The following is a 21,409-nucleotide window of genomic DNA, read 5'->3' on the forward strand; positions in this document are numbered from 1 at the left end:
TGGCTAAATCCTCAGCAACGGCGATGGCCGCCGAGCCGCCGCGGGCGGCCGTCCCTAGATCAACTCGCGCTCGGAAGCCGAGCCCTGGCGGTAGAATGGGGTGGGCAGATCGCGCTCCAGCCCGTTCTCCAGGCGCTCCGCCAGATCACGGAGAACGAGGCCGGTGATCGCCGGCAGATCAAGCCGTCGCGCCTCGTCGAAGGTCACCCAGACCAACTCGACCAGCTCTGCGTCCGGATGGATGACGTCGGCTCGCGTGGCTGACACGAGCGACCGGTCGGCCGCGAAGAAGCGCGTGTCGAAGCGGCGAGGCCGGCCAGGAGGGGTGATCGCCCGGGCGACCAGGTGAAGACCCTCGAGCGACGGGAAGACGCTCGCTTCCGCGAACGCCTTCCACGACTCGCTTCGTGCGTGGAAGCCCTCCATCTCGGCCTCGCCGATCAGCAGCCCGGTCTCTTCCGCGAGTTCCCGGAGCGCCGCGAGTCCGTAGGCGCGGGCGCGGGTGATCGACGGGCGAGCCACGCGGGCCTGCAGGCTGCGCTCGACGTGCGGCGCGTATGTGCCGGCGACGTTGACGCGGCCGTCCTCCGGTTCGACGCGCCCGCCCGGGAACACGTACTTGCCGGGCATGAACCGCACGGCATGGTGCCGGCGGCCCATGAGGACTTTCGGTTCGGACTCGGAGCGGTCGAGCAGGATGAGCGTCGCGGCGTCCCTGATCGGCTGCCGCGGCTTCCGGCCTTGCGGCGCTGCCGACGCTTCCGGCGCGCTCACGCCTGAGGCGTGGGCCTGAGGCCGCCGTCCGCGGGCAGCCCATCATCCTCGCCGCCGAAGCCATGCATCCGGAGCGCCCACTGCAGGCCCACCAGGGAGCCTTTCACGGGCGGCAGCAGGAGGAGCGAGAGGATCACCGTCAGCGGCAGCCACAGGGCCATGTGGAGCCAGACCGGCGGCTGGTAGGCCAGCTCCACCGCCAGGATCAGAGCCACGATCACGTGGCCGACGATGGAGATCACCACATAGGGAGGCGCGTCGTCGGCGCGCTGGTGGTGGAGCTCCTCGGTGCAGGCGGCGCACTGCGGCGCGACCTTGAGATAGCTGCCGAACATGCGGCCCTGTCCGCAGGCGGGGCAGCGGCACAGCGACCCGCGCAGCAGGGAGCGCCCGATCAGGCGCGGCTCTGGAGCGTCTCTGGAAGCGGTCTTTACCTCGAAGCTCATCGGGATCCCTTGCCTTTCGAGCCGCGCGTCGCGCGCGCGCCCTTCTTACGACCCCCGGGCGCATTTTTCGAATCCCCAGCCGCGGCGCGTCGCGAGCCACGCTTGCCTCGGCCCGCGGGGCGGCCAGGCTGTCCTTCGGACAGCATCTCGAAGCGCAGGGCGCCGGCGACCGGCGCGGCCTCGACCAGCTTGACCTCGACCGTGTCGCCGAGCCGGTAGCGTTCCCCGGTCCGCTCCCCGACGAGGGCGCGAGCGGCCTCGTCATGAGAGAAGTATTCCGCGCCGAGGGTCGAGATCGGGACGAAGCCGTCCGCGCCGGTCTCGTCGAGTTTCACGAACAGGCCCGAGCGGGTCACGCCGGCGATCCGCCCGGTGAACGTCGCGCCGACACGGTCGGCGAGGAAGTGCGCGATGAGCCGGTCCACGGTCTCGCGCTCCGCGGCCATGGCGCGCCGCTCGGCCGCGGAGATGCGGGCGCCGATCTCGCCCAGCGTCTCGGCCGTGGCGCTGTCAGGCAGCCCGTCGGATCCGAGGTCGAGCCCCCGGATCAGCGCGCGATGCACGATCAGGTCGGCGTAGCGGCGGATCGGCGAGGTGAAATGCGCATAGCGGCGCAGGTTGAGGCCGAAATGGCCGTAGTTCTCGGCCGCGTACTCGGCCTGAGCCTGGGTCCGGAGCACCACCTCGTTGATCAGGCTCGCGCTTTCGCTTTCAGCCGTCCGCGCCAGGATGCGGTTGAAGTGCATCGGCCGGAGATTGCCGGACTGGGCGAACTCGATGTCCAGCGTCTTGAGCAGCTCGCGAAGCGCCTCGAGCTTTTCCAGCGAGGGCGCGTCATGGACCCGGTAGACCAGCGGCGTGCGCCGCGCCTCGAGCGTCTCGGCCGCGGCGACGTTCGCCTGGATCATGAATTCTTCGATCAGCCTGTGCGCGTCGAGCCGCGGGGGCACGATCACGCGGTCGACGGTGCCGTCGGGCTTCAGCAGCAACTTGCGCTCGGGCAGGTCGAGGTCGAGCGGGCCGCGCGCGTCGCGCGCCGTCTTGAGCGCCGCATAGGCGGCCCAGAGCGGCTTCAGGACCGGCTCGAGCAGCGGTCCGGTCGCGTCGTCGGGCGCGCCGTCGATCGCAGCCTGCGCCTGGCTGTAGGAGAGCTTGGCGGCGGACCGCATCATCACCCGGTGGAACGAGTGGCGAAGCTTGCGCCCGTCCTTGCCGATCCACATCCGGACAGCGAGGGCAGGGCGGTTCTCCTTCTCACGCAGCGAGCAGAGATCGTTGGAGATGCGCTCCGGCAGCATCGGAACCACGCGGTCCGGGAAGTAGACCGAGTTTCCGCGCTCCAACGCCTCGCGATCGAGCGCCGAGCCCGGATGCACATAGGCGGCGACGTCCGCGATCGCGACGGTGACGATATGGCCGCCCGCGTTCGCCGGGTCCGGGTCGGGCTCGGCGTGGACAGCGTCGTCGTGGTCCTTGGCGTCCGCCGGGTCGATCGTGATCAACGGGACCCGCCGCCAGTCCTCACGTCCCTGGAGGGAAGCGGCGGGCGCAGCCTCCGCCTCTGCGAGCGCGGCCGCCGGGAAGACATGCGGGATCTGATGAGCGTGGATCGCGATCAGGCTGACCGCGCGCTCGCTCTTCAGCGAGCCGAGTCGCTCGCGCACCCGGGCGGCGGGGAGGCCGTAGCGGCCCTCCTTGATGATGTCGGCGGAGATCAGATCGCCGTCCTTGGCGCCGCCGGAGTCCGCGGTGGCGATCGCGAGCTCGCGGCCCGCGTTGCGCTTCTCCACGGGCACGAGCCGGCCCGAGCCGTCCGGCAGAAGCCGGAAGATGCCCAGAACCCGCGCGGACTGCTTCGACAGCACCTTGATGACGCGGCCATGATGCGTGGCGCCGCCCGGCTCGACCTCCTCAAGCGGTTCGGCCCGGACCAGGACGCGGTCGCCGATCCCCGGCGCGAGGCCCGGCTTGCGCCCGCGCGAAGGCGCAGGGTCGATCAGTATCCTCGGCGGGGCGCCGTGCTCCTCCTCATCCCACTCGGCGGGCTCCGCGAGCAACTCGCCATCGCGGTCGCGGCCGACGACGTCGGCCAGCACGACGGAGGGCAGGGCGCCGGAGCGTGCGAGCCGCTTGCCCCTCCGGGCGACGACGCCTTCGTCCTGCAACTCGTGCAGCATGCGCTTCAGTTCGACCCGCTCGGCGCCGGAGATCCGGAACGCGCGCGCGATCTCGCGCTTGCCGACCTTGCCGCCTTCAGAAGCGATGAAGGCCACCAGCTCGTCGCGCGACGGCAGGCCGCGGGATGGTGCGCTGGGGGCTGCGGTCTTGGGAGAGGTCTTCCGGGCCAACTTCGTCCTGCCTGCGGCTGCGCAGCCTGCTCGCGTCTCGGCGGCGTTACTTCTCAGCTGCGATGTGGTCCAGCAGGCCGACGGCGGCGCGCTCGATGGTCATCAGCGGGTTGGCCAGGCAGTACTCGTCGACCCATTTCGTCAGAGTCTCGGGCCGGACGTCCACGTCCTTCAGCTTCAGTCCCTCGCGGGCGAAGCCCGCGCCGGTGACGAAACCGTGCACCCACGATTGGTACGCCTCCGCCTTCGCCTGATTGGTGCGCTGCGCGTCGATCCATGCGCCGCAGCGGCGCGAGCCGACCCCCCAGACCACATAGGAACCGGCGGCCGCTTCCATCACCGGAGATGCGAGCGCCAGCACCATGGCGGTAATCGCGACCTTCTTCATTTGGTTCCCCGTCGAGCGTTCACCCCGTGGCCGCCTTGGCGGCTTTGCCGGTCTTGCCCGACGCAGCCTTCTTGGCGGCCGGCTTCTTGGCCGCGGCCTTCTTCGCGGCGGGCTTGCGCGCCGGCTTGCGGCCGCCGCCCTTCTCGGCCTTGGCGTCCACCAGCCTGACGGCTTCCTCGAGGGTCAGCGCCTCCGGATCCGTCCCCTGGGGCAGGGTGGCGTTGACCTTGCCATATTTGACATAGGGGCCGTAGCGCCCGGCGTGCACCGTGATCGGCCCGCCTCCCGGGTGCTCGCCGAGAGCGCGGCCGGCGACGGCGCCGCGGGCGCCCCGCTTCTCCTTCTTCTCGGCGAGCGCCGCGACGGCGCGATTGATGCCGACCGAGAACACCTCGTCGACGCCGTCAAGGTTGGCGTAGACGCCGTCATGGCTGACATAGGGACCGTAGCGGCCGAGGTTGGCTTCGATCGGCTTGCCCGACTCCGGATGCACGCCGACCAGCCGGGGCAGCGACAGCAGCTTGAGCGCTCCCTCGAGATCGAGCTCGGCGGCGGACCACCCCTTCGGCAGCGACGCGCGCTTCGGCTTCTCCTTCTCGACCGGCTCTCCGAGCTGGACGTAGGGGCCGAAGCGTCCGTTGCGCAGGGTCACCTCCTGACCGGACGCCGGGTCGGTCCCGAGCGCCTTCACGCCGTCCGCGCCGGCCGCAGCGCCGTCCGTTCCGTCGAGCTCGGCGCCGAGCGGACGTGTGTAACGGCACTCAGGATAGTTCGAGCAGCCGACGAACGAGCCGAACTTGCCGAGCTTGAGCGACAGCTGACCGGTTCCGCAGGTCGGGCAGACCCGCGGGTCTCCGCCGTCCGCGCGCGCAGGGAAGATGTACGGCCCCAGAACCTCGTTCAGCGCGTTCAGCACCTCGGTGACGCGCAGTTCCTTGGTGGCGTCGATCGCGCCGGTGAACTCGCGCCAGAAGTCCCGCAGGACCTCCTTCCAGTCGAGTTCGTCGTTCGACACGCGGTCGAGCTGCTCCTCGAGCCCGGCCGTGAAGTCGTACTCGACGTAGCGGTTGAAGAAGCTCTCGAGGAAGGCCGTGACGAGCCGGCCCTTGTCGTCCGGCACCAGCCGCTTCTTGTCGAGCTGCACGTAGCCGCGATCGCGCAGCACGGTGAGCGTGGCCGCATAGGTGGAGGGGCGGCCGATGCCAAGCTCCTCCATGCGCTTGACCAGGGCGGCCTCGGTGTAGCGGGGCGGCGGCTCCGTGAAGTGCTGCGTGGCCGCGACCGGCGCCACGCGGTCGAGCGGCTCGCCGGCGCTCATCTGCGGCAGGCGGCGCGCCTCGTCGTCCTCCTCGTCGTCTCGGCCTTCCTGATAAAGCGCGAGGAAGCCGTCGAAGGTGACGACGGTGCCGGTCGCGCGGAGCTCGATGCGCCGGTCGGAACCGTTGGCGGAGATGTCGACGGTGGTGCGCTCGACTTCGGCCGACTCCATCTGGCTCGCGACGGTCCGCTTCCAGATCAGCTCGTAGAGCTTCGCCTGGTCGTCATCGAGCCGGCGCGCCATCTCCTTCGGCGTGCGACGGGGATCCGTCGGGCGCACGGCCTCGTGGGCCTCCTGAGCGTTCTTCGCCTTGGTCGTGTAACGCCGCGGCGAAGAGGGCAGGTAGCGGTCGCCATAGTCGGAGCCGATCAGGGAGCGGACGGCGGTCACCGCCTCGGGCGCCATGTCGACGCCGTCGGTCCGCATATAGGTGATCAGGCCGACCGTCTCGCCGCCGATGTCGACGCCCTCATAGAGCCGCTGCGCGAGCTGCATCGTGCGGTTCGGCGCGAAGCCGAGCTTGCGCGAGGCTTCCTGCTGGAGCGTCGAGGTGGTGAAGGGCGGCTGCGGATTGCGCCGTCCGGGCTTGGCCTCGACATTCGCGACGGCGAGCTCCGACGCCTCGATCGCCTGCTTCAGCGCGGTCGCGGTGGCCTCGTCCGGCACGTCCAGCCGGCCCAGCCGCTTGCCGTCGGCGGAGGAGATTCGCGCCTCGAAGGCTTCGCCGCGCGGCGTCTTGAGCTGCGCGACCAGGGACCAGTATTCGCGCGGCTTGAAGCGCTCGATCTCGACCTCCCGGTCGCAGACGAGCCTGAGCGCGACGGACTGCACCCGCCCGGCGGAGCGCGCCCCGGGAAGCTTACGCCACAGCACAGGCGAGAGGTTGAAGCCGACGAGATAATCGAGCGCGCGGCGCGCCAGGTAAGCGTCGACCAGCGCCGAGTCGATCTCGCGCGGGTGCTTCATGGCGTCCAGGATCGCCTGCTTGGTGATCGCGTTGAACACCACGCGTTCGACCGGCTGGTCCTTCAGCGCCTTCTTGGCGCGGAGCACTTCCAGCACATGCCAGGAGATGGCCTCGCCTTCGCGATCCGGGTCGGTGGCGAGGATCAGCTTGTCCGCGCCCTTCACGGCGCGAGCGATCTCGTTCAGCCGCTGAGCCGACTTGCCGTCGACCTCCCACAGCATGTGGAAGTCCGCCTCCGGGTCCACCGACCCGTCCTTGGCCGGCAGGTCGCGGACGTGCCCGTAGGAGGCGAGAACCTCGTAATCCGAGCCGAGATATTTGTTGATCGTCTTCGCCTTCGCAGGCGATTCGACGATGACGACGTTGTGCATGAAGCGGGTGCCCCTGGCCGGCCGGTTGCCTACGGCGGCGGGCCGGAAAATGGGAGAGCGTCCCGAGCCTGTCAAATCGAGGCCCGCGCCGGCGGCGCCGCGTGACGCCCGGAGGCCAAGGAAACATAGCGCTCCCTCTCCTTATGGTTTATGATTTTTATCTCTACAACCATAAGGGGAGGCGAGGGGTTGTCCAGGTCGGATCAGCGAAGGCCGTCCTCGACATCTCTGAAGGGCGAAGAGATCGCGGCCTATGTCGCGTCGCTGGCGGGCGATCTGCGTGAGCTCGCGCGCCGCAACGGTCTGACGACGCTCGCCTACCTGCTCGACATGGCGCGGCTGGAGGCCGAGGCCGAGATCCGCGCCGCCCGCGAGGCGCAGGAGGACTCTTCAGTCCCAGAGATCCCCGGCGAGTAACCTGACCCTGCCGTCGCTCTGACGCTCCAGCCGGCCCGCGAGCTCGAGCTCCAGCAGCACGATCTGGACTGTGCGGGCTTCGGCGTCGGCCTGCCGGACCAACTCGTCGACAGAAGCGGGGGAGGGGCCCAGAAGCTCGAGGATTCGGGCGCGGTCGCAGCTGGCGGGCTCGCCATGGTCGAAGCCGGCGGCCTCGGCCTGCGCGAGGGAGATCGGGCGCGGCGCAGGCGGACCACGGTCGACCAATGGCGCAAGCGCATCGATGACGTCGTCTGAGCGCGTGATGAAGACCGCGCCGTCGCGCAGCAGTCCGTTGGAGCCCTCGCAGCGGGGATCGAGCGGCGAACCGGGAGCCGCCATCACCTCGCGCCCCATCTCGGCGGCGAGCCTTGCGGTGATCAGGGAGCCCGACCGCAAGGCCGCCTCGACGACGATCACCCCGAGCGACATCCCCGCGATCAGCCTGTTCCGGCGGGGGAAGTCTCGCCCGCGCGGCTGCCAGCCCATCGGCATCTCGCTGACGAGGGCGCCCTCATTCACGATGCGGCCTGCGAGATCCGCGTGCTCGGGCGGGTAGACGCAGTTGAGGCCGCCCGCATAGGCGGCCACGGTTCCCGAGGCGAGCGAGGCGGAGTGCGCGGCGGCGTCGACGCCGCGAGCAAGGCCGGAGACGATCACCCACCCCGCGCCTCCGAGTTCGGCGGCGAGCCGCGCCGCGAACGACCGGCCCGCGGAGGACGCGTTGCGGGCGCCGACGATCGCCACCATCGGCCGCTGGAAGACGGCTGCGTTGCCCGCCACGGCGATGAGCGGAGGGGCGCCGTCGGCGGCCGCCAGCGCAGGCGGGTAATCGGCTTCGCCGAGCGCCACGAACCGCGCGCCCCGTCGCCGGGCGTCGTCCATCTCGGCCTCGGCCTCGGCCTGGCCGCAGACCCGGATCGCGCGTCCGCCCCGGCGGGCGAGGTCGGGCAGCGCGCTCAGGGCGGCGCCGGCGCCGCCGAAATGGTTGACGAGGTTGCGGAAGGCGTGGGGGCCGACGTTCTCGGAGCGGATCAGGCGCAGCCAGGCGAGGCGTTGTTCGTCGGTCAGCCGCCCCGGCATCGTGCCTCTACCCCCGGCCGGGAGCGGCGGAGCGTTGGCCGATGCGGCTTTCCTCGCCCGCCAGCAGTCGGCTGATATTGTCCCGGTGAAGCGCCCAGAGAAGCGCGGTCAGGACCGTGAACACGACGGCTGTCTCGGCGGGCCACCAGATCGCCAGAAGCGCCGGCGCGACCAGGCTGGCGACCAGGGCCGAGGCCGAGGAATAGCGGGTCACGAGAGCGACCGCGATCCAGACCCCCGCGAAAGCGAGGGCGACCGGCCAGGCGGCTCCCAGAAGCCCGCCGACATAGGTCGCCACGCCCTTGCCGCCTTTGAAGCGAAGCCAGACCGGGAAGACATGCCCGATGAAGGCGGCCGCTCCGGCGAGAACCCCGGCCTGTCCGCCCCAGAGCCAGTCCGCGAGCAGGACCGCGGCGGTCGCCTTCAGCATGTCGCCGAGCAGCGTCAGCGCCGCGAGCTCCTTGCGGCCGGTCCGCAGGACGTTCGTCGTCCCGATATTGCCGGAGCCGATGGCTCGAATGTCGCCGCCGCCGCCGAGGCGGGTCACGATCAAGCCAAAAGGGATCGATCCCAGCAGGTAACCCAGGCCGATGGATGAGAGGATAGCGAGCGGCATTGTCGGATCGGGGGCGCTCAGGTTGGCGGCGCGAGACTTCTTCTTGCGCAGCCTGGGGCCGCGGGCGGATCAAGCGTATGCGTAGACGGTCCGGCCGGCAACGATGGTGCGCAGCGTCCGACCCTGGAGCCTCGCGCCATCGAACGGCGTGTTCTTCGACTTCGACCGGAGCGACGCCGGATCGAGCACCCACGGGGCGTCGAGGTCGATGACGATCAGGTCGGCGGGGGCGCCGAGCCGGAGGGCGCCGCCCGGCAGGCCGAGCAACTGGGCAGGGCGCGTGGACATCGCCGCCAGCAGCCGGTGAAGCGTGACCTCACCGGCGTGAACCAGGCGCAATCCCGCCGCCAGCATGGTCTCGAGCCCGATCGCGCCGTCCTCGGCCTCTGCGAACGGCCGCCGCTTGGTCTCGACGTCCTGGGGGTCGTGGGCCGACACCACCACGTCGATCAGCCCGTCCGCCAGTCCCTGAACCAGAGCGCGCCGGTCGTCTTCGCTGCGGAGGGGCGGCGCCACCTTGAAGAAGGTGCGGTACTCGCCGACGTCGTTCTCGTTGAGCGACAGATGCGCGATCGAGGCGCCGCAGGTGACGGCCGCGCCCGAGACCTTCGCGCGCGCGATCACGTCGAGGCTCGCTCCGCAGGTGACCAGATTAGCGTGGTAGCGGCAGCCGGTCAGGGCCGCGAGCCGCACGTCACGCTCGATGATCAGCGTCTCGGCCGCGGCGGGCCGACCGGGCAGTCCCAGTCGCGTCGCGAACTCGCCTTCGTTCATCGCGCCGCCCGCGATCAGCTCCGGATCCTCGGCGTGGCAGCAGACCAGCGCGTCGAAATCCCGCGCGTAGGTCATCGCCCGGCGCATCACCCGGGAGCTCGAGATGGTGCGCGGTCCATCTCCGAAAGCCACGGCCCCCGCTTCGAGCAGGAGGCCGATCTCCGTCATCTCCGCGCCGGCGAGCCCCTTGGTCAGCGCGGCCATCGGATAGACGTGGACGCTTGCCGTGTCGCGCGCTCGCCTCTTGAGGTAGTCGACGATCTCGGGGGCATCGACGGGCGGCGTGGTGTCGGCGCGCGTCACGATGGTGGTCACGCCGCCGGCCGCTGCGGCCTCGCTCGCGGTCGCGATCGTCTCTCGATGCTCGGCGCCGGGCTCCCCGACGAACGCGCCCAGGTCGATCAGTCCCGGGGCGAGCGTCGCGCCGCGGCAGTCGACGATCTCGGCGCCGGCAGGCGCCCGCAGATCGGAGCCGATGGCCGCGATGACGCCGCCTTCGACGAGCAAGCCGCCGATCTCGTCCCGTGCGGTGGCCGGGCAGACGAGCCGGGCGTTGGTGAACAGCGTCGCCGGCGCTTCCGGAGTTGAGGGATCACGCATCGGGAAGATGCCGCGCGAGAGCTTCGAGCACCGCCATGCGCACCGCCACGCCCATCTCGACCTGGTCGCGGATCAGAGACCGGGGCCCGTCGGCCACCTCGGAGGCGATCTCGACGCCACGGTTCATCGGACCGGGGTGCATCACCACGGCGTCCGGCGCCGCGAAGGCGAGCTTCGCCGCGTCGAGCCCGAACTGCTGGAAGTACTCCTTCACCGAAGGCACGAACGAGCCGTTCATCCGCTCGAGTTGCAGCCGCAGCATCATGACGACGTCCGCTCCCTCGAGTCCTTCGCGCATGTTCCGGTAAGCGGTCACGCCGAGCCGTTCGACGCCCGCTGGAAGCAGGGTCGAGGGCGCCACCACCCGCACCCGCGCGCCGAGCGCGTTGAGCAGCAGGATGTTGGAGCGGGCGACGCGGCTGTGCAGCACGTCTCCGCAGATCGCCACCGTCAGCCCTTCGATGCGGCCCTTGGCGCGCTTGATCGTCAGCGCGTCGAGCAGCGCCTGCGTCGGATGCTCATGGGCGCCGTCGCCGGCGTTGACGACCGAGCAGTCGACCTTCTGGGCGAGCAGCGCCACGGCTCCCGCGGCGTGGTGGCGCACGACGATGATGTCGGGCCGCATCGCGTTGAGCGTAGCGGCCGTGTCCAGCACCGTCTCCCCCTTTTTGATCGAGGAGGAGGCGACCGACATGTTCATGACGTCGGCGCCCAGCCGCTTGCCGGCGATCTCGAAGGACGACTGCGTGCGCGTCGAGCTCTCGAAGAACAGATTGATCTGCGTGCGGCCGCGCAGCGTGGTGCGCTTCTTCTCGACCTGCCGGCTCAGGGCGACCGCGTCCTCGGCCGCGGCCAGCAGGCCTTCGATCTCGTTCGGCGACAGCCCCGCCACGCCAAGCAGGTGCCGGTGGGGAAAGGCGAACGGCTGGCTTGGGTCAGGGCGCATTAAGGCCGGTCTCTTAGCGCCAGGACGGCGCGGGGGGCAAGCGCTCACGCGATCTTGTCCACGTCCCCAATAACACCATGTCTCCTCAAGAGGGCACTCGGGCCTGCGGCGCACGCCGCCGACCCGGCATTCGGCGGCGTCCGGCTCCTCAGAACCTGCCGGCGTGCGCAGGGAGAGCGTGCAATGATGTCACTTCGGAATGCGATTATCGCCGGAGTCTCGGCGGCCGGAATCGTGGCCGCCTCGGTTCCGGCGCAAGCGGCTCCGGCAAACGCGACCATCGCCGGCGTGAAGTACAGCGACATCCAGACCGTCGGCCACCGCGGCGGCGGCGGCCGGGGTTGGGGTGGCGGCGGCGGCCGCCACTGGGGCGGCGGCGGCGGGCACTGGGGCGGCGGAGGTCGCCACTGGGGCGGCGGAGGTCGTCACTGGGGCGGCGGCGGCCGGCATTGGGGCGGAGGCGGCTGGGGACGTCACGGCTACTATGGCCGCCACCGCTACTACGGCCATCGTCACCGCTACTACGGAGGGTATGCCGCGGCGGGCATTCTCGGGCTGGCGGCCGGCGCCGCATTGGCGAGCCCGTACTACTATGATGACGACTACTACTATTATGGCGGGCCGTACTACGGCTATCGGCGCGCCTACTACGGACCGGAGTGCAGGGTGATCACGCGCACCCGCGATCGTCGCGGGCGGCCGATCGAGGTGATCCGCTACCGGCCCTGCTGATAATGGCGAGTCGGGCGGAGCCTCAGGGCTCGGCCTGACTCCCGTTCTCTGCATCCGGCTGGCGGCGCAGCGCCGACAGCCGGTCGAGCGCGCCCTGCAGAATGTAGGCGGCGGCGAGCTTGTCGACGGTCTCGGCGCGCCGCTTTCGGCTGGTGTCGAACGAGATCATCAGCCGCTCCACGGCCGCGGTCGAAAGCCTTTCGTCCCAGAGCGCGATCGGAACCTCCACGCGCTGCGCGAGATTGCGGGCGAAGGCGCGGGTCGCCTGCGCGCGCGGCCCCTCGGTCCCGTCCATGTTCATCGGCAGCCCGAGCACCAGACCGACGCATCGGCGGCTCGTCATGATCGCGAACAGCTTTTCGGCGTCGAGCGTGAACTTGGTGCGGGCGATCGTCTCGAGCGGCGACGCGATCATGCGGCCGGGATCCGAGACCGCCACCCCTATGGTCTTGGCGCCGAGGTCCAGTCCGATCACCTGCCCGAGGGTCGGAAGGTCCGTTCCGAAGCTTCTGAGATCGTCGTATATCGTGGCCATCGCACGCTCCTAGCACAGCGCGGAGGGTCGGCGCGGCCCTGTCGGCGCGCTTGCCCTCCCGGCCGAACCGATTAGTTGTCTGCTCCGACTCTCACCGGGACGAGGACGACGCACCTTATGCGCATCACCTGGTACGGCCATTCCGCCTTCAAGCTCGAGTTCGCCTCGAGCACCGTGCTCATCGACCCGTTCCTCGAGAACGGGACCTTCCACGGGGACAAGACGGAGGCCACGAAGGGCACGACGCACATCCTTCTCACCCACGGCCATTACGACCACGTCGGCGAGACGGTCGAGATCGCGAAGAGGACGGGCGCCACGGTGGTGGCGGACTTCGACCTCGCCCAGTGGATCGGCGGGCAGGGCGTGGAGAAGCTCGAACCGATGAACACCGGCGGCTCCATCGAGCTGGGCGGCTTCCGGGTCACGATGACCCAGGCGCTCCACTCCTCCGGCACGTTCGAGAACGGCGTCTCGCATTATCTTGGAGATCCGCACGGCCTGATCATCTCGCCCCAGGGCGAGGACGAGCCTGTCGTCTATGCGATGGGCGACACGGGCATCTTCGGCGACATGAAGCTGATCAACGAGCTTTACGCCCCCACCGTCGGCTTCGTGCCGATCGGCGACCGTTTCACGATGGGCCCGAAGACCGCGGCCTACGCATGCCGCCACTTCTTCGATTTCGATCTGGTCGTGCCCTGCCACTATGCGACCTTCCCGCTGCTCGAGCAGTCGGCGGACCGGTTCATCGAACTGATGGACAGCGTGCGCGGCACGACCGTGAAGGCGCCGCCCATCGGCGAGGCCTTCGAAACCGAGTCCTGAGCGGCGGCGGAGGCGGCGTTGCGGGCCGCGCTGGCCCTATGATAAAGCCCGGCCGTCGCCAAAACGCCTGAAAGTCGCTGATGTCCGTCGACGAATCCACCGTGCGCCGCGTGGCGAAGCTCGCCCGCATTGCGGTCTCCGATGCGGAGGTCACGAAGCTGCGGGGCGAGCTCGACGCCATCCTCTCCTTCGTGGAAGAGCTCTCCGCCCTCGACGTCGAGGGGGTGGAGCCGATGACGAGCGTCATCCCGACGGCGCTGAGGCTGCGGGAAGACGTGGTGACCGACGGCGAGAAGCCTGAAGACGTGCTGCGCAACGCGCCGGCGCGCGAGGGCGATTTCTACGTCGTCCCCAAGGTCGTCGAATGAGCGCGCGCCGCCGCCGAACTTTTGCGTCCTCCCACATTCAAAGCCGTTCATGACAGATCTGCTGGACCTCACTTTCGCCGAAGCTCGCGCGGCGCTCATCCGGAAGGATTTCTCCGCGGTCGAGCTGACGCGGGCTTATCTGACGGCGATGGAGCAGGCCCGGACGCTCAACGCCTACGTGCTCGAGACCCCCGAGGTCGCCGTCGCGCGGGCGGAGGAATCGGACCAGAGGCTCGCCAAAGGGGAGGCGGGCGCGCTCGAGGGCATGCCGCTCGGCGTCAAGGATCTTTTCTGCACCGAGGGCGTGCGGACGACGGCCTGCTCGCGGATCCTCGACGGCTTCGTGCCTCCTTATGAGTCGCATGTCACGGAGCGGATGCGCAAAGCTGGCGCGGTCATGCTCGGCAAGCTCAACAATGATGAGTTCGCGATGGGCTCGTCCAACGAGACGTCGTGCTTTGGCGCGCCCATCAACCCTTGGCGCCGGAAGGGCTCGGACGCCCAGCTGGTCGCGGGCGGATCGTCCGGCGGCTCGGCGGCGGCGGTCGCCGGCCGGATCTGTCTCGGCGCGACCGCGACGGACACCGGCGGCTCCATCCGGCAGCCGGCGGCGTTCACCGGAACGGTCGGGGTCAAGCCGACCTACGGCCGCTGCTCCCGCTGGGGCATCGTCGCCTTCGCCTCCTCGCTCGACCAGGCCGGCCCGATCGCGCGCGACGTTCGCGACGCGGCGATCATGCTCGGCGCGATGGCGGGCTTCGACCCGCGGGATTCGACGTCCGTCGACCGCGAGGTGCCGGATTACGAGGCCGCGGTCGGCCGCTCGGTTAAGGGGCTGCGCATCGGCATTCCCCGGGAGTACCGGGTCGACGGCATGCCGGCCGAGATCGAGGCCCTCTGGACCAGGGGCGCCGAGCAGTTGAAGGCGGCCGGCGCGGAGATCGTCGAGATCTCGCTGCCGCACACGAAGTACGCCCTGCCGGCCTACTACATCGTCGCGCCTGCGGAAGCCTCCTCGAACCTCGCGCGCTATGACGGGGTGCGCTACGGCCTGCGCGTTCCCGGCCGCGACGTGACGGAGATGTACGAGAACACCCGCGCGCAGGGTTTTGGGGCCGAGGTTCGCCGCCGCGTGATGATCGGCGCCTATGTGCTCTCGGCCGGCTACTACGACGCCTATTACGTCCGGGCGCAGAAGGTCCGCACCCTGATCAAGCGTGACTTCGAGACGGTCTTCGCTGACGGCGTCGACGCGATCCTGACCCCCGCGACGCCTTCGGCGGCGTTCGGCGTCGGCGAGATGTCGAACGCTTCGCCGGTCGAGATGTACCTGAACGACGTCTTCACCGTGACAGTGAACATGGCGGGCCTGCCCGGGATTTCGGTTCCGGCCGGTCTGTCGGCCGAGGGCCTTCCGCTCGCGCTCCAGCTGATCGGGCGGCCGTTCGACGAAGAGACCCTGTTTGCGACCGGGGCGGTGATCGAGGACGCCGCTGGCCGCTTCTCCGCCGAGCGCTGGTGGTGAGCGGGTCGGAGCGCCCGACCTACGGGTCCATGGCGGAAGTCCGCGCAGCGATCGATTCCATCGACGAGGCGCTGATGCCCCTGATAGCGGCGCGGGCGCACTGCATCGCGGAAGCGGCGCGCCTCAAGGGGAATCCCCAGATCGCCCTCGTGCCGTGGCGGGTCGAGGAAGTCGCCGCGCATGTCCGCGACCTCGCGGGCCGCCACGATGTGGATCCCGACCTTGTCGAAAGGCTGTGGCGTGCGATGATGGCCGAGTTCATCTCGCATGAACGACGGCTGATGGAGCAGACCGCGGCGCGGTAGGCCTCCGAGCTCCCCCCGTAGACCCGCCCCTCGGCCCGACCGATGGCGTCAATCGCGTGCCGAGCATGAACACCGATCCCGAGACCGAGGGGCTCGCCGAAGAGCTCGCGGCGACGCCCGAGCTTGCCGAAGCTCTGGAGTCCGACCGCTTCAAGCAGTTCCTCGACCATGTTCCCGTCGCGATCCTCGTGGGCGAGATCGCGGAGGGCGGCGAGGAGCGGATCGTCTATGCGAACCAGGAGGCGGAACTCGTGCTCGGAGTTTCGTTCTCCGAGATCGAGAGTGCGGCCTGGTCTCAGCTCAACGATCGCCTGACGTGCGAGGGCGATCTCGCGTTCGCCGATGCGGTCGTGGAGGACGAGCCTTCGGGCCGCTCCTATCTCGCCGCGCCGCGGGACGCCGATCCGCCCCGCCGGATCGAGCTTCAGAGCGCGACGGTGACCACGGATGACGGCCGGCCGAAGTACCGGCTTGTCGCCCTGATCGACGTCACGGAGCGCGACGCGCCGCAGCGGGAGGCGTTCGAGGCGCAGCTTCGCGACAAGGACGTCCTGCTGCGCGAGATCCAGCACCGGGTGAAGAACAATCTGCAAATCGTCACGGCGCTGATCAGGATGGAGGCGCGCCGGGCCGGACCGCAGATCGGCGACGGCCCCTTCGAGCGGCTGGCAGGCCGGATCGACGCTCTCGGGCTGCTGTACCGCCAGCTGTCCCTTGAGGGCGCCTCGGGGGCGATCGACCTCGGATCGCTGATCAGCGAGATCGCCGGGTCGGTGATCCGCTCTCAAGGCGCCGAGGGCGTGAGGCTCGATCTCCAGATCGAACCCTGCCAGACGACCGTGGACGTCGCGATGCCCGTGGGCCTGCTCGTGAACGAACTGCTGACCAACGCGATGAAATACGCGTTCGAAGGCCGCAGCGAAGGCGTCGTCACGGTGCGGTGCCTCAAGGAAGGGGCGGAGGAGTGCGTGGTCTCGGTTTCCGACGACGGCGTCGGGCTGCCGGAAGGCGAGACCTGGCCGAAGCCCGGCAAGCTTGGCGCCCTGATGGTGAGCTCGCTGGAGGCGAACACGCGGGCGAAGGTCCAGGTCGGAGCTTCCGAGGCGGGCGGCCTGGCCATCACCATCCGGTTCTGGCTCACTCCGCCGGCCGAAACCTCCAGGCGCTGAGCGCGGCCGGCCGTTGTGCTGGCCTGCGGCTTGGCGGTAGGAGTTGCGGCGACATCCCATGCAAGGTTTGATCTGACGATGAACGCGCCGTCCCGCACGCCCGCCTCCTCGAAGCTCATTTCCGGAGCGACCGGCGACTGGGAACTGGTCATCGGGCTCGAGATCCACGCCCAGGTGACCTCGGAGGCCAAGCTGTTCTCCGGCTCGTCGACGGCCTTCGGCGCGCCGCCCAACAGCCATGTCAGCCTCGTCGACGCCGCCATGCCGGGCATGCTGCCTGTGCTGAACCACGAATGCGTGCGCCAGGCGATCCGCACGGGCCTCGGGGTGAAGGCCCGCATCAATCTGCAGTCGACCTTCGACCGGAAGAACTACTTCTATCCGGACCTGCCGCAGGGCTATCAGATCTCCCAGTACAAGAGCCCGATCGTCGGCGAGGGGGAGGTCGCGGTCGACCTGCCCGGCGGCGAGACCGTGATGGTCGGCATCGAGCGCATCCATCTCGAGCAGGACGCCGGCAAGTCGATCCACGATCAGGACCCGAGCTCCTCCTTCGTCGATCTCAACCGCTCGGGCGTCGCCCTGATGGAGATCGTGTCGAAGCCGGACATGCGCTCCTCCGAGGAGGCCAAGGCCTACGTCACCAAGCTGCGCACGATCCTGCGGTATATCGGGACCTGCGACGGCGACATGGAGAAGGGCAACCTGCGCGCCGACGTGAACGTCTCCGTGCGGAGGCCCGGCGAGCCCTTCGGCACCCGCTGCGAGATCAAGAACGTCAACTCGATCCGCTTCATCGGCCAGGCGATCGAAACCGAGGCGCGCCGCCAGATCGGCATTCTTGAGGACGGCGGGTCGATCGACCAGGAGACGCGGTTGTTCGATCCCGTGCGGGGCGAGACGCGCGCCATGCGCTCCAAGGAGGAGGCGCACGACTATCGCTATTTCCCCGACCCGGACCTGCTGCCGCTCGTGGTCGAGCAGGCGGAGGTCGATGAACTCGCGGCCGCGCTGCCGGAGCTGCCGGACGCCAAGAAGGCGCGGTTCGTCAGCGACTACGGCGTGACCCCCTATGACGCGATGGTGCTCACGCTCGAGCGGGAATCGGCCGCCTTCTTCGAGGAGGTGGCCGCCGGGCGCGATGCGAAGCTCGCCGCGAACTGGGTCATCAACGAGCTGTTCGGCCGCCTGAACAAGGAAGGCCAATCGATCACGGAAAGCCCGGTCACCGCGAAGCAGCTGGGCGGACTGCTGGATCTCATCTCGGAGAACGTCATCTCGGGCAAGATCGCCAAGGACCTGTTCGAGATCCTCTGGAGCGAAGGCGGCGACCCGCGCGAGCTGGTCGAGAGCCGGGGCCTGAGGCAGGTTACGGACACGGGTGCGATCGAGAAGGTCGTCGACGAGGTCATCGCCGCGAATCCCGACAAGGTGGAGCAGGCGAGGGCGAAGCCGACGCTGATCGGCTGGTTCGTCGGACAGGTCATGAAGGCCTCGGGAGGCAAGGCCAACCCGCAGGCGGTGAACGACATCCTGAAGTCCAAGCTCGGCATCTGAGGCAAGGCCTTGGAGAGCGCCGCAGCGATCTTCGACGGCTTCGTTTGGGAGCACGCCGTCCGCCTGCTCCTTGCCGTCGCGTGCGGCGTCATGATCGGCTTCAACCGCGACCTGAAGGGCAAGCCCACAGGCATGCGGACGCTCGGCCTGGTCTCGCTAGGCGCCTGTCTGGTGTCGCTCGCCGCGCTGGAGGATCCGGCCTGGCGCGATGAGCCGGACGCCCTGAGCCGGGTGGTGCAGGGCGTCCTTCAGGGGGTCCTGACCGGCGTCGGCTTCCTCGGCGCCGGCGTGATCCTGAAGGACACGGGCGACCAGCGGGTGCATGGCCTCACGACCGCCGCGACGGTCTGGCTGACCGCGGCGCTCGGCCTCGCCTGCGCGCTCGCGCAGTGGCCGCTGATCATCATGGGGCTGGGGCTCGCGCTCCTGGTGCTGATGGTGCCGCACCAGTTCGGCCGCAAGCTCGGAGGAGCCCGCTCCACGGAAGACGACGACGGCTGACGCCGCCGCGCCAGCCTAGTGTCCGTCGATGCGGTTCTGCGCGCCCTGCCAGGCGAGGAAGTTCCTGCGCGCTTCCTGCACGAACGGACTGCGCCGCACCGCCCACATGAAGCTGCGCCCGATGGCGCGGCCGGGCTGCCGCATCGGACGCTCGAACTGCACCAGAAGGATCACGCGGGTTTCGTCGGTCTCGTTCCAGACCTCATGGAAATAGGTGTCGTCGAAAACCGCGGTCTTGCCTTCGCGCCAGTAGACCATGTCGTCATGGACCGCCATGCGGCAGCGCTCCCAGTCCTTGGGAACCAGCAGCCCGAGATGGCAGGTGATCAGGTTCTTGGTCACGCCGCGGTGGCGGGGAATGCGAGCGCCCGGGGTCAGGATCGAGAAGAAGGCGCTGTTCAGGCCAGGCACCTTGCTGACGAGCTTCGCCGTCTCCGGGCACTTCTGGCAGTTGCCCTCGACGCGGTAGCCGTACCCGTAGAGGAAGAACGACTTCCACTTACGGTCGCCGCCGAGGCGGCCGTGGTCGGGAGAGATGTCCGCGAGGATCGGGATGTCCTCGGTCTGCAGCACCGAGAAGGCCTCGCGGCGGATGGCCTCCCAGTTGTTCTCGAGCTCGGCGGTCCACGGGAAGGTTCCGGCCGGGAACACCGGCGGATTGCCGACCAGCGAGCATTTGGCCAGTTGCTCGTCGAGCCAGGGCCGAAGCTTCTTGCCCGTGCGGTACAGCCATCCGCGCTTGGGCTTGGACGGCTTCTTCACCTCGGTGTTGCTGGCGACTTCGACCATGGCAGTGCTCTGCTGACGTCGTCCCCCACGCCGAACTCCGGCGGAAGGACCATTGTTTCCGAGACGATCCTATTGCAGCGCGGGGTGCAGGTCACGCCGCCCCGCGCATGGCTGCCTAGCGGCAGACCGGCTCACCCTGTTCAGCCAGGCCCCGTCGCGACGGGTCGCCCGCCCGCGCCCCACTCGGCCCAGGAGCCGTCGTAGAGCCCCGCCGCGCGCGCTCCCACGCTCTCCAGCGCCAGCGCGAGGATCGCGGCGGTCACCCCTGAGCCGCAGGTCGTCACGACCGGCCGTCCAAGGTCGACGCCGGCCTTCTCGAAGGCGGCGCGGAGCTCTTCCTCGTCGCGCAGGCGACCGTCGGCGCCCAGCACGTCCTGAAATGGCAGGTTGAGCGAGCCCGGAATATGGCCCGAGGCCAGACCCGGGCGGGGCTCGGGCGCTTCGCCGCGGAAGCGCGGGCTGGAGCGGGCGTCGAGAACCTGGACCGAATGGGCGCGCAGCGCCTCCGCGATCTGGTCGGCGCTCTTGACGGCGGTCTGGTCGAACTGGGCGGCGAACGACGTTGGCTGTCTGCTCGAGGCGCCGGTCTCGACCGGACGGCCTTCGGCGAGCCATTTCAGCAGCCCGCCGTCGAGCACATAGACCTTGTTCACGCCCATGACGCGGAACGTCCACCACACCCGGGCGGCCGCGAACAATCCGGCGCCGTCATAGGCCACGACCGTCGAGCCGGTCCCGATCCCGAGGCGACCGACGGCTTCGGCGAAGACCTCGGGCGAGGGCAGCATGTGCGGGAGCCCCGAGGACAGGTCCGCGACGGCGTTGATGTCGAAGAACGCCGCGCCCGGGATGTGCCTGTCCCGGAACTCGGCCGCGCCGTCGCGCCCTGCGTCCGGCAGATACCAGGAGCCGTCCACCGGCACGACGTCAGGGTCGCCAAGACGCGCCGCCAGCCACTCGGTCGAGACCAGATTGGGATTCATTCCATGACCTTCGCGAGATCGACAGTGCCGGGACGTTCAAGCCAGACCGGGACCGGGAGATCCTTGGAGCGCAGGAAATCGGGATTGAACAGTTTCGACTGATAGCGCGTGCCGTAGTCGCACAGCACGGTCACGATGGTGTGGCCCGGGCCGAGCTCGCGCGCGAGCCGTACCGCGCCGGCGACGTTGACGCCGGACGAGCCGCCGAGGCAGAGGCCTTCGTGCTCCAGCAGGTCGAACACCACCTGCACCGACTCCGCGTCCGGGATCTGGTAGGCGAAGTCGACCGGCGCGCCCTCGAGATTGGCGGTGATCCGGCCTTGTCCGATCCCCTCCGTGATCGAGGAGCCCTCCGCCTTCAGTTCGCCGGTGGTGTAATAGCTGTAGAGCGCGGCGCCCGGCGGGTCGGCGAGCGCGATCTTCACGTTGGGGTCGCGCTCCTTCAGGGCGATGCCCGTGCCGGCGAGGGTGCCGCCGGTGCCGACCGCGGAGACGAAGCCGTCGACCTTGCCGTCGAGGTCCCGCCAAATCTCCGGGCCGGTCGCGTCGATATGCGCCTGACGGTTGGCGACGTTGTCGAACTGGTTCGCCCAGATGGCGCCCGCCGGCTCCGTTTTCGCAAGTTGCTCAGCGAGACGGCCGGAAAGCTTCACGTAGTTGTTCGGGTCCTTGTAGGGGACGGCCGGCACCTCGACGAGCTCAGCGCCCGCGAGCCGCAGCATCTGCTTCTTCTCGTCCGACTGCGTGTCGGGGATGACGATGACCGTGCGGAAGCCGAGCGCGTTCGCCACCAGCGCGAGCCCGATGCCGGTGTTGCCCGCGGTGCCCTCGACGATCACGCCGCCGGGCTGCAGTTCGCCCCGCTCGACGGCGTCCTGGATCATCCAGAGAGCGGCCCGATCCTTCACCGACTGGCCCGGGTTCATGAACTCGGCCTTGCCGAGAATCGTGCAGCCCGTCGCCTCGGAAGGACCGACCAGCCGGATCAGCGGCGTGTTCCCGATGGCGTCGACGAGCCCGGTGCGGATGCGCATCACAAGATTCACTGGCT

The 21,409-nt window shown here is 69.4% G+C and carries 22 protein-coding genes; 9 read left to right on the forward strand and 13 right to left on the reverse strand.

The window, feature by feature from the left end:
• Positions 1-54: 54 nt before the first annotated feature.
• Genes GGR24_RS04585 through topA form a run of 5 tightly spaced genes read right to left on the reverse strand, consistent with a single transcriptional unit; the run spans position 55 to position 6,612 of the window.
• Positions 55-774, reverse strand: a complete 720-nt coding sequence (locus GGR24_RS04585; protein ID WP_183394064.1) for an NUDIX hydrolase — start codon at positions 772-774, stop codon at positions 55-57.
• Positions 771-1,220, reverse strand: a complete 450-nt coding sequence (locus GGR24_RS04590; RefSeq protein ID WP_183394065.1) for a DUF983 domain-containing protein — start codon at positions 1,218-1,220, stop codon at positions 771-773. Before GGR24_RS04590 ends, GGR24_RS04585 begins: the two co-directional genes overlap by 4 nt.
• The gene (gene rnr / locus GGR24_RS04595; RefSeq protein WP_183394066.1) at positions 1,217-3,568 is read right to left on the reverse strand and encodes a ribonuclease R; all 2,352 of its coding nucleotides are present in this window, start codon (positions 3,566-3,568) and stop codon (positions 1,217-1,219) included. The genes GGR24_RS04590 and rnr overlap by 4 nt, the downstream gene beginning before the upstream one ends.
• A gap of 46 nt (positions 3,569-3,614) precedes the next feature.
• Complete coding sequence (locus tag GGR24_RS04600) at positions 3,615-3,956, reverse strand: hypothetical protein (RefSeq protein WP_183394067.1); 342 nt, start codon at positions 3,954-3,956, stop codon at positions 3,615-3,617.
• A 19-nt stretch (positions 3,957-3,975) separates the two neighbouring features.
• On the reverse strand, positions 3,976-6,612 hold the full coding sequence (topA, locus tag GGR24_RS04605; protein WP_183394068.1) for a type I DNA topoisomerase: 2,637 nt from the start codon (positions 6,610-6,612) through the stop codon (positions 3,976-3,978).
• Between the two features lie 189 nt (positions 6,613-6,801).
• On the opposite strand from topA, the gene GGR24_RS04610 reads away from it, so the two are divergent.
• Positions 6,802-7,029 carry a hypothetical protein gene (locus GGR24_RS04610; RefSeq protein ID WP_183394069.1) on the forward strand — a complete coding sequence of 76 codons (228 nt, stop codon included), beginning with the start codon at positions 6,802-6,804 and terminating at the stop codon, positions 7,027-7,029.
• On the opposite strand, the gene dprA is transcribed toward GGR24_RS04610, so the two are convergent.
• From dprA to GGR24_RS04630, 4 genes are all read right to left on the reverse strand, one after another.
• Positions 7,003-8,130 carry a DNA-processing protein DprA gene (gene dprA / locus GGR24_RS04615; RefSeq protein WP_183394070.1) on the reverse strand — a complete coding sequence of 376 codons (1,128 nt, stop codon included), beginning with the start codon at positions 8,128-8,130 and terminating at the stop codon, positions 7,003-7,005. The two genes, GGR24_RS04610 and dprA, sit on opposite strands and share 27 nt — an antisense overlap.
• A gap of 7 nt (positions 8,131-8,137) precedes the next feature.
• Entirely contained in the window at positions 8,138-8,746 is a 609-nt protein-coding gene (gene plsY / locus GGR24_RS04620; protein ID WP_183394071.1) for a glycerol-3-phosphate 1-O-acyltransferase PlsY, read from the reverse strand.
• Between the two features lie 69 nt (positions 8,747-8,815).
• The gene (locus GGR24_RS04625; protein WP_183394072.1) at positions 8,816-10,120 is read right to left on the reverse strand and encodes a dihydroorotase; all 1,305 of its coding nucleotides are present in this window, start codon (positions 10,118-10,120) and stop codon (positions 8,816-8,818) included.
• Complete coding sequence (locus GGR24_RS04630) at positions 10,113-11,066, reverse strand: aspartate carbamoyltransferase catalytic subunit (protein WP_183394073.1); 954 nt, start codon at positions 11,064-11,066, stop codon at positions 10,113-10,115. Before GGR24_RS04630 ends, GGR24_RS04625 begins: the two co-directional genes overlap by 8 nt.
• A gap of 183 nt (positions 11,067-11,249) precedes the next feature.
• Between GGR24_RS04630 and GGR24_RS04635 the strand changes: the two genes are divergently transcribed.
• Complete coding sequence (locus GGR24_RS04635) at positions 11,250-11,798, forward strand: BA14K family protein (protein WP_183394074.1); 549 nt, start codon at positions 11,250-11,252, stop codon at positions 11,796-11,798.
• 22 nt (positions 11,799-11,820) lie between these two features.
• Here GGR24_RS04635 and ruvX read toward each other — a convergent pair whose 3' ends face one another.
• Positions 11,821-12,333 carry a Holliday junction resolvase RuvX gene (gene ruvX, locus GGR24_RS04640; RefSeq protein ID WP_183394075.1) on the reverse strand — a complete coding sequence of 171 codons (513 nt, stop codon included), beginning with the start codon at positions 12,331-12,333 and terminating at the stop codon, positions 11,821-11,823.
• A gap of 117 nt (positions 12,334-12,450) precedes the next feature.
• Between ruvX and GGR24_RS04645 the strand changes: the two genes are divergently transcribed.
• The 7 genes from GGR24_RS04645 (at position 12,451) to GGR24_RS04675 (ending at position 18,586) form a co-directional block, all read left to right on the forward strand.
• Positions 12,451-13,161 carry a metal-dependent hydrolase gene (locus GGR24_RS04645; RefSeq protein ID WP_183394076.1) on the forward strand — a complete coding sequence of 237 codons (711 nt, stop codon included), beginning with the start codon at positions 12,451-12,453 and terminating at the stop codon, positions 13,159-13,161.
• Between the two features lie 80 nt (positions 13,162-13,241).
• Entirely contained in the window at positions 13,242-13,529 is a 288-nt protein-coding gene (gene gatC / locus GGR24_RS04650) for an Asp-tRNA(Asn)/Glu-tRNA(Gln) amidotransferase subunit GatC (RefSeq protein WP_183394077.1), read from the forward strand.
• Between the two features lie 49 nt (positions 13,530-13,578).
• Positions 13,579-15,054: an Asp-tRNA(Asn)/Glu-tRNA(Gln) amidotransferase subunit GatA gene (gatA, locus tag GGR24_RS04655; protein WP_183394078.1), complete on the forward strand. Its 1,476-nt coding sequence runs from the start codon at positions 13,579-13,581 to the stop codon at positions 15,052-15,054.
• Positions 15,051-15,359 carry a chorismate mutase gene (locus tag GGR24_RS04660; RefSeq protein WP_343066194.1) on the forward strand — a complete coding sequence of 103 codons (309 nt, stop codon included), beginning with the start codon at positions 15,051-15,053 and terminating at the stop codon, positions 15,357-15,359. The genes gatA and GGR24_RS04660 overlap by 4 nt, the downstream gene beginning before the upstream one ends.
• A gap of 65 nt (positions 15,360-15,424) precedes the next feature.
• On the forward strand, positions 15,425-16,528 hold the full coding sequence (locus tag GGR24_RS04665) for a sensor histidine kinase (protein ID WP_246398063.1): 1,104 nt from the start codon (positions 15,425-15,427) through the stop codon (positions 16,526-16,528).
• Positions 16,529-16,606: 78 nt separating this feature from the next.
• Complete coding sequence (gene gatB, locus GGR24_RS04670) at positions 16,607-18,085, forward strand: Asp-tRNA(Asn)/Glu-tRNA(Gln) amidotransferase subunit GatB (protein WP_183394080.1); 1,479 nt, start codon at positions 16,607-16,609, stop codon at positions 18,083-18,085.
• Between the two features lie 9 nt (positions 18,086-18,094).
• Positions 18,095-18,586 (forward strand): MgtC/SapB family protein, encoded by a 492-nt coding sequence (locus GGR24_RS04675; RefSeq protein ID WP_246397934.1) that lies wholly within the window; start codon positions 18,095-18,097, stop codon positions 18,584-18,586.
• A 15-nt stretch (positions 18,587-18,601) separates the two neighbouring features.
• Here GGR24_RS04675 and GGR24_RS04680 read toward each other — a convergent pair whose 3' ends face one another.
• The 3 genes from GGR24_RS04680 to GGR24_RS04690 all read right to left on the reverse strand — a co-directional run bounded on the left by GGR24_RS04680 (position 18,602) and on the right by GGR24_RS04690 (position 21,392).
• Positions 18,602-19,375 (reverse strand): aspartyl/asparaginyl beta-hydroxylase domain-containing protein, encoded by a 774-nt coding sequence (locus GGR24_RS04680; protein WP_183394081.1) that lies wholly within the window; start codon positions 19,373-19,375, stop codon positions 18,602-18,604.
• A 140-nt stretch (positions 19,376-19,515) separates the two neighbouring features.
• Positions 19,516-20,358: a 3-mercaptopyruvate sulfurtransferase gene (gene sseA / locus GGR24_RS04685; RefSeq protein WP_183394082.1), complete on the reverse strand. Its 843-nt coding sequence runs from the start codon at positions 20,356-20,358 to the stop codon at positions 19,516-19,518.
• Entirely contained in the window at positions 20,355-21,392 is a 1,038-nt protein-coding gene (locus GGR24_RS04690) for a cysteine synthase A (protein ID WP_183394083.1), read from the reverse strand. Before GGR24_RS04690 ends, sseA begins: the two co-directional genes overlap by 4 nt.
• Positions 21,393-21,409: the final 17 nt, after the last annotated feature.

Origin of the sequence: Hansschlegelia beijingensis (assembly GCF_014196425.1) — a bacterium.
GTDB lineage: Bacteria > Pseudomonadota > Alphaproteobacteria > Rhizobiales > Methylopilaceae > Methylopila > Methylopila beijingensis.

Excerpts from the sequence above, each read along its gene's own strand:
- GGR24_RS04590 (WP_183394065.1), bottom strand. The coding sequence starts at position 1,220 with ATGAGCTTCGAGGTAAAGACCGCTTCCAGAGACGCTCCAGAGCCGCGC.
- GGR24_RS04600 (WP_183394067.1), bottom strand. The coding sequence starts at position 3,956 with ATGAAGAAGGTCGCGATTACCGCCATGGTGCTGGCGCTCGCATCTCCG.
- topA (WP_183394068.1), bottom strand. The coding sequence starts at position 6,612 with ATGCACAACGTCGTCATCGTCGAATCGCCTGCGAAGGCGAAGACGATC.
- dprA (WP_183394070.1), bottom strand. The coding sequence starts at position 8,130 with ATGCCGGGGCGGCTGACCGACGAACAACGCCTCGCCTGGCTGCGCCTG.
- plsY (WP_183394071.1), bottom strand. The coding sequence starts at position 8,746 with ATGCCGCTCGCTATCCTCTCATCCATCGGCCTGGGTTACCTGCTGGGA.
- GGR24_RS04625 (WP_183394072.1), bottom strand. The coding sequence starts at position 10,120 with ATGCGTGATCCCTCAACTCCGGAAGCGCCGGCGACGCTGTTCACCAAC.
- GGR24_RS04630 (WP_183394073.1), bottom strand. The coding sequence starts at position 11,066 with ATGCGCCCTGACCCAAGCCAGCCGTTCGCCTTTCCCCACCGGCACCTG.
- GGR24_RS04635 (WP_183394074.1), top strand. The coding sequence starts at position 11,250 with ATGATGTCACTTCGGAATGCGATTATCGCCGGAGTCTCGGCGGCCGGA.
- ruvX (WP_183394075.1), bottom strand. The coding sequence starts at position 12,333 with ATGGCCACGATATACGACGATCTCAGAAGCTTCGGAACGGACCTTCCG.
- GGR24_RS04645 (WP_183394076.1), top strand. The coding sequence starts at position 12,451 with ATGCGCATCACCTGGTACGGCCATTCCGCCTTCAAGCTCGAGTTCGCC.
- gatC (WP_183394077.1), top strand. The coding sequence starts at position 13,242 with ATGTCCGTCGACGAATCCACCGTGCGCCGCGTGGCGAAGCTCGCCCGC.
- gatA (WP_183394078.1), top strand. The coding sequence starts at position 13,579 with ATGACAGATCTGCTGGACCTCACTTTCGCCGAAGCTCGCGCGGCGCTC.
- GGR24_RS04665 (WP_246398063.1), top strand. The coding sequence starts at position 15,425 with ATGAACACCGATCCCGAGACCGAGGGGCTCGCCGAAGAGCTCGCGGCG.
- gatB (WP_183394080.1), top strand. The coding sequence starts at position 16,607 with ATGAACGCGCCGTCCCGCACGCCCGCCTCCTCGAAGCTCATTTCCGGA.
- GGR24_RS04680 (WP_183394081.1), bottom strand. The coding sequence starts at position 19,375 with ATGGTCGAAGTCGCCAGCAACACCGAGGTGAAGAAGCCGTCCAAGCCC.
- sseA (WP_183394082.1), bottom strand. The coding sequence starts at position 20,358 with ATGAATCCCAATCTGGTCTCGACCGAGTGGCTGGCGGCGCGTCTTGGC.
- GGR24_RS04690 (WP_183394083.1), bottom strand. The coding sequence starts at position 21,392 with ATGCGCATCCGCACCGGGCTCGTCGACGCCATCGGGAACACGCCGCTG.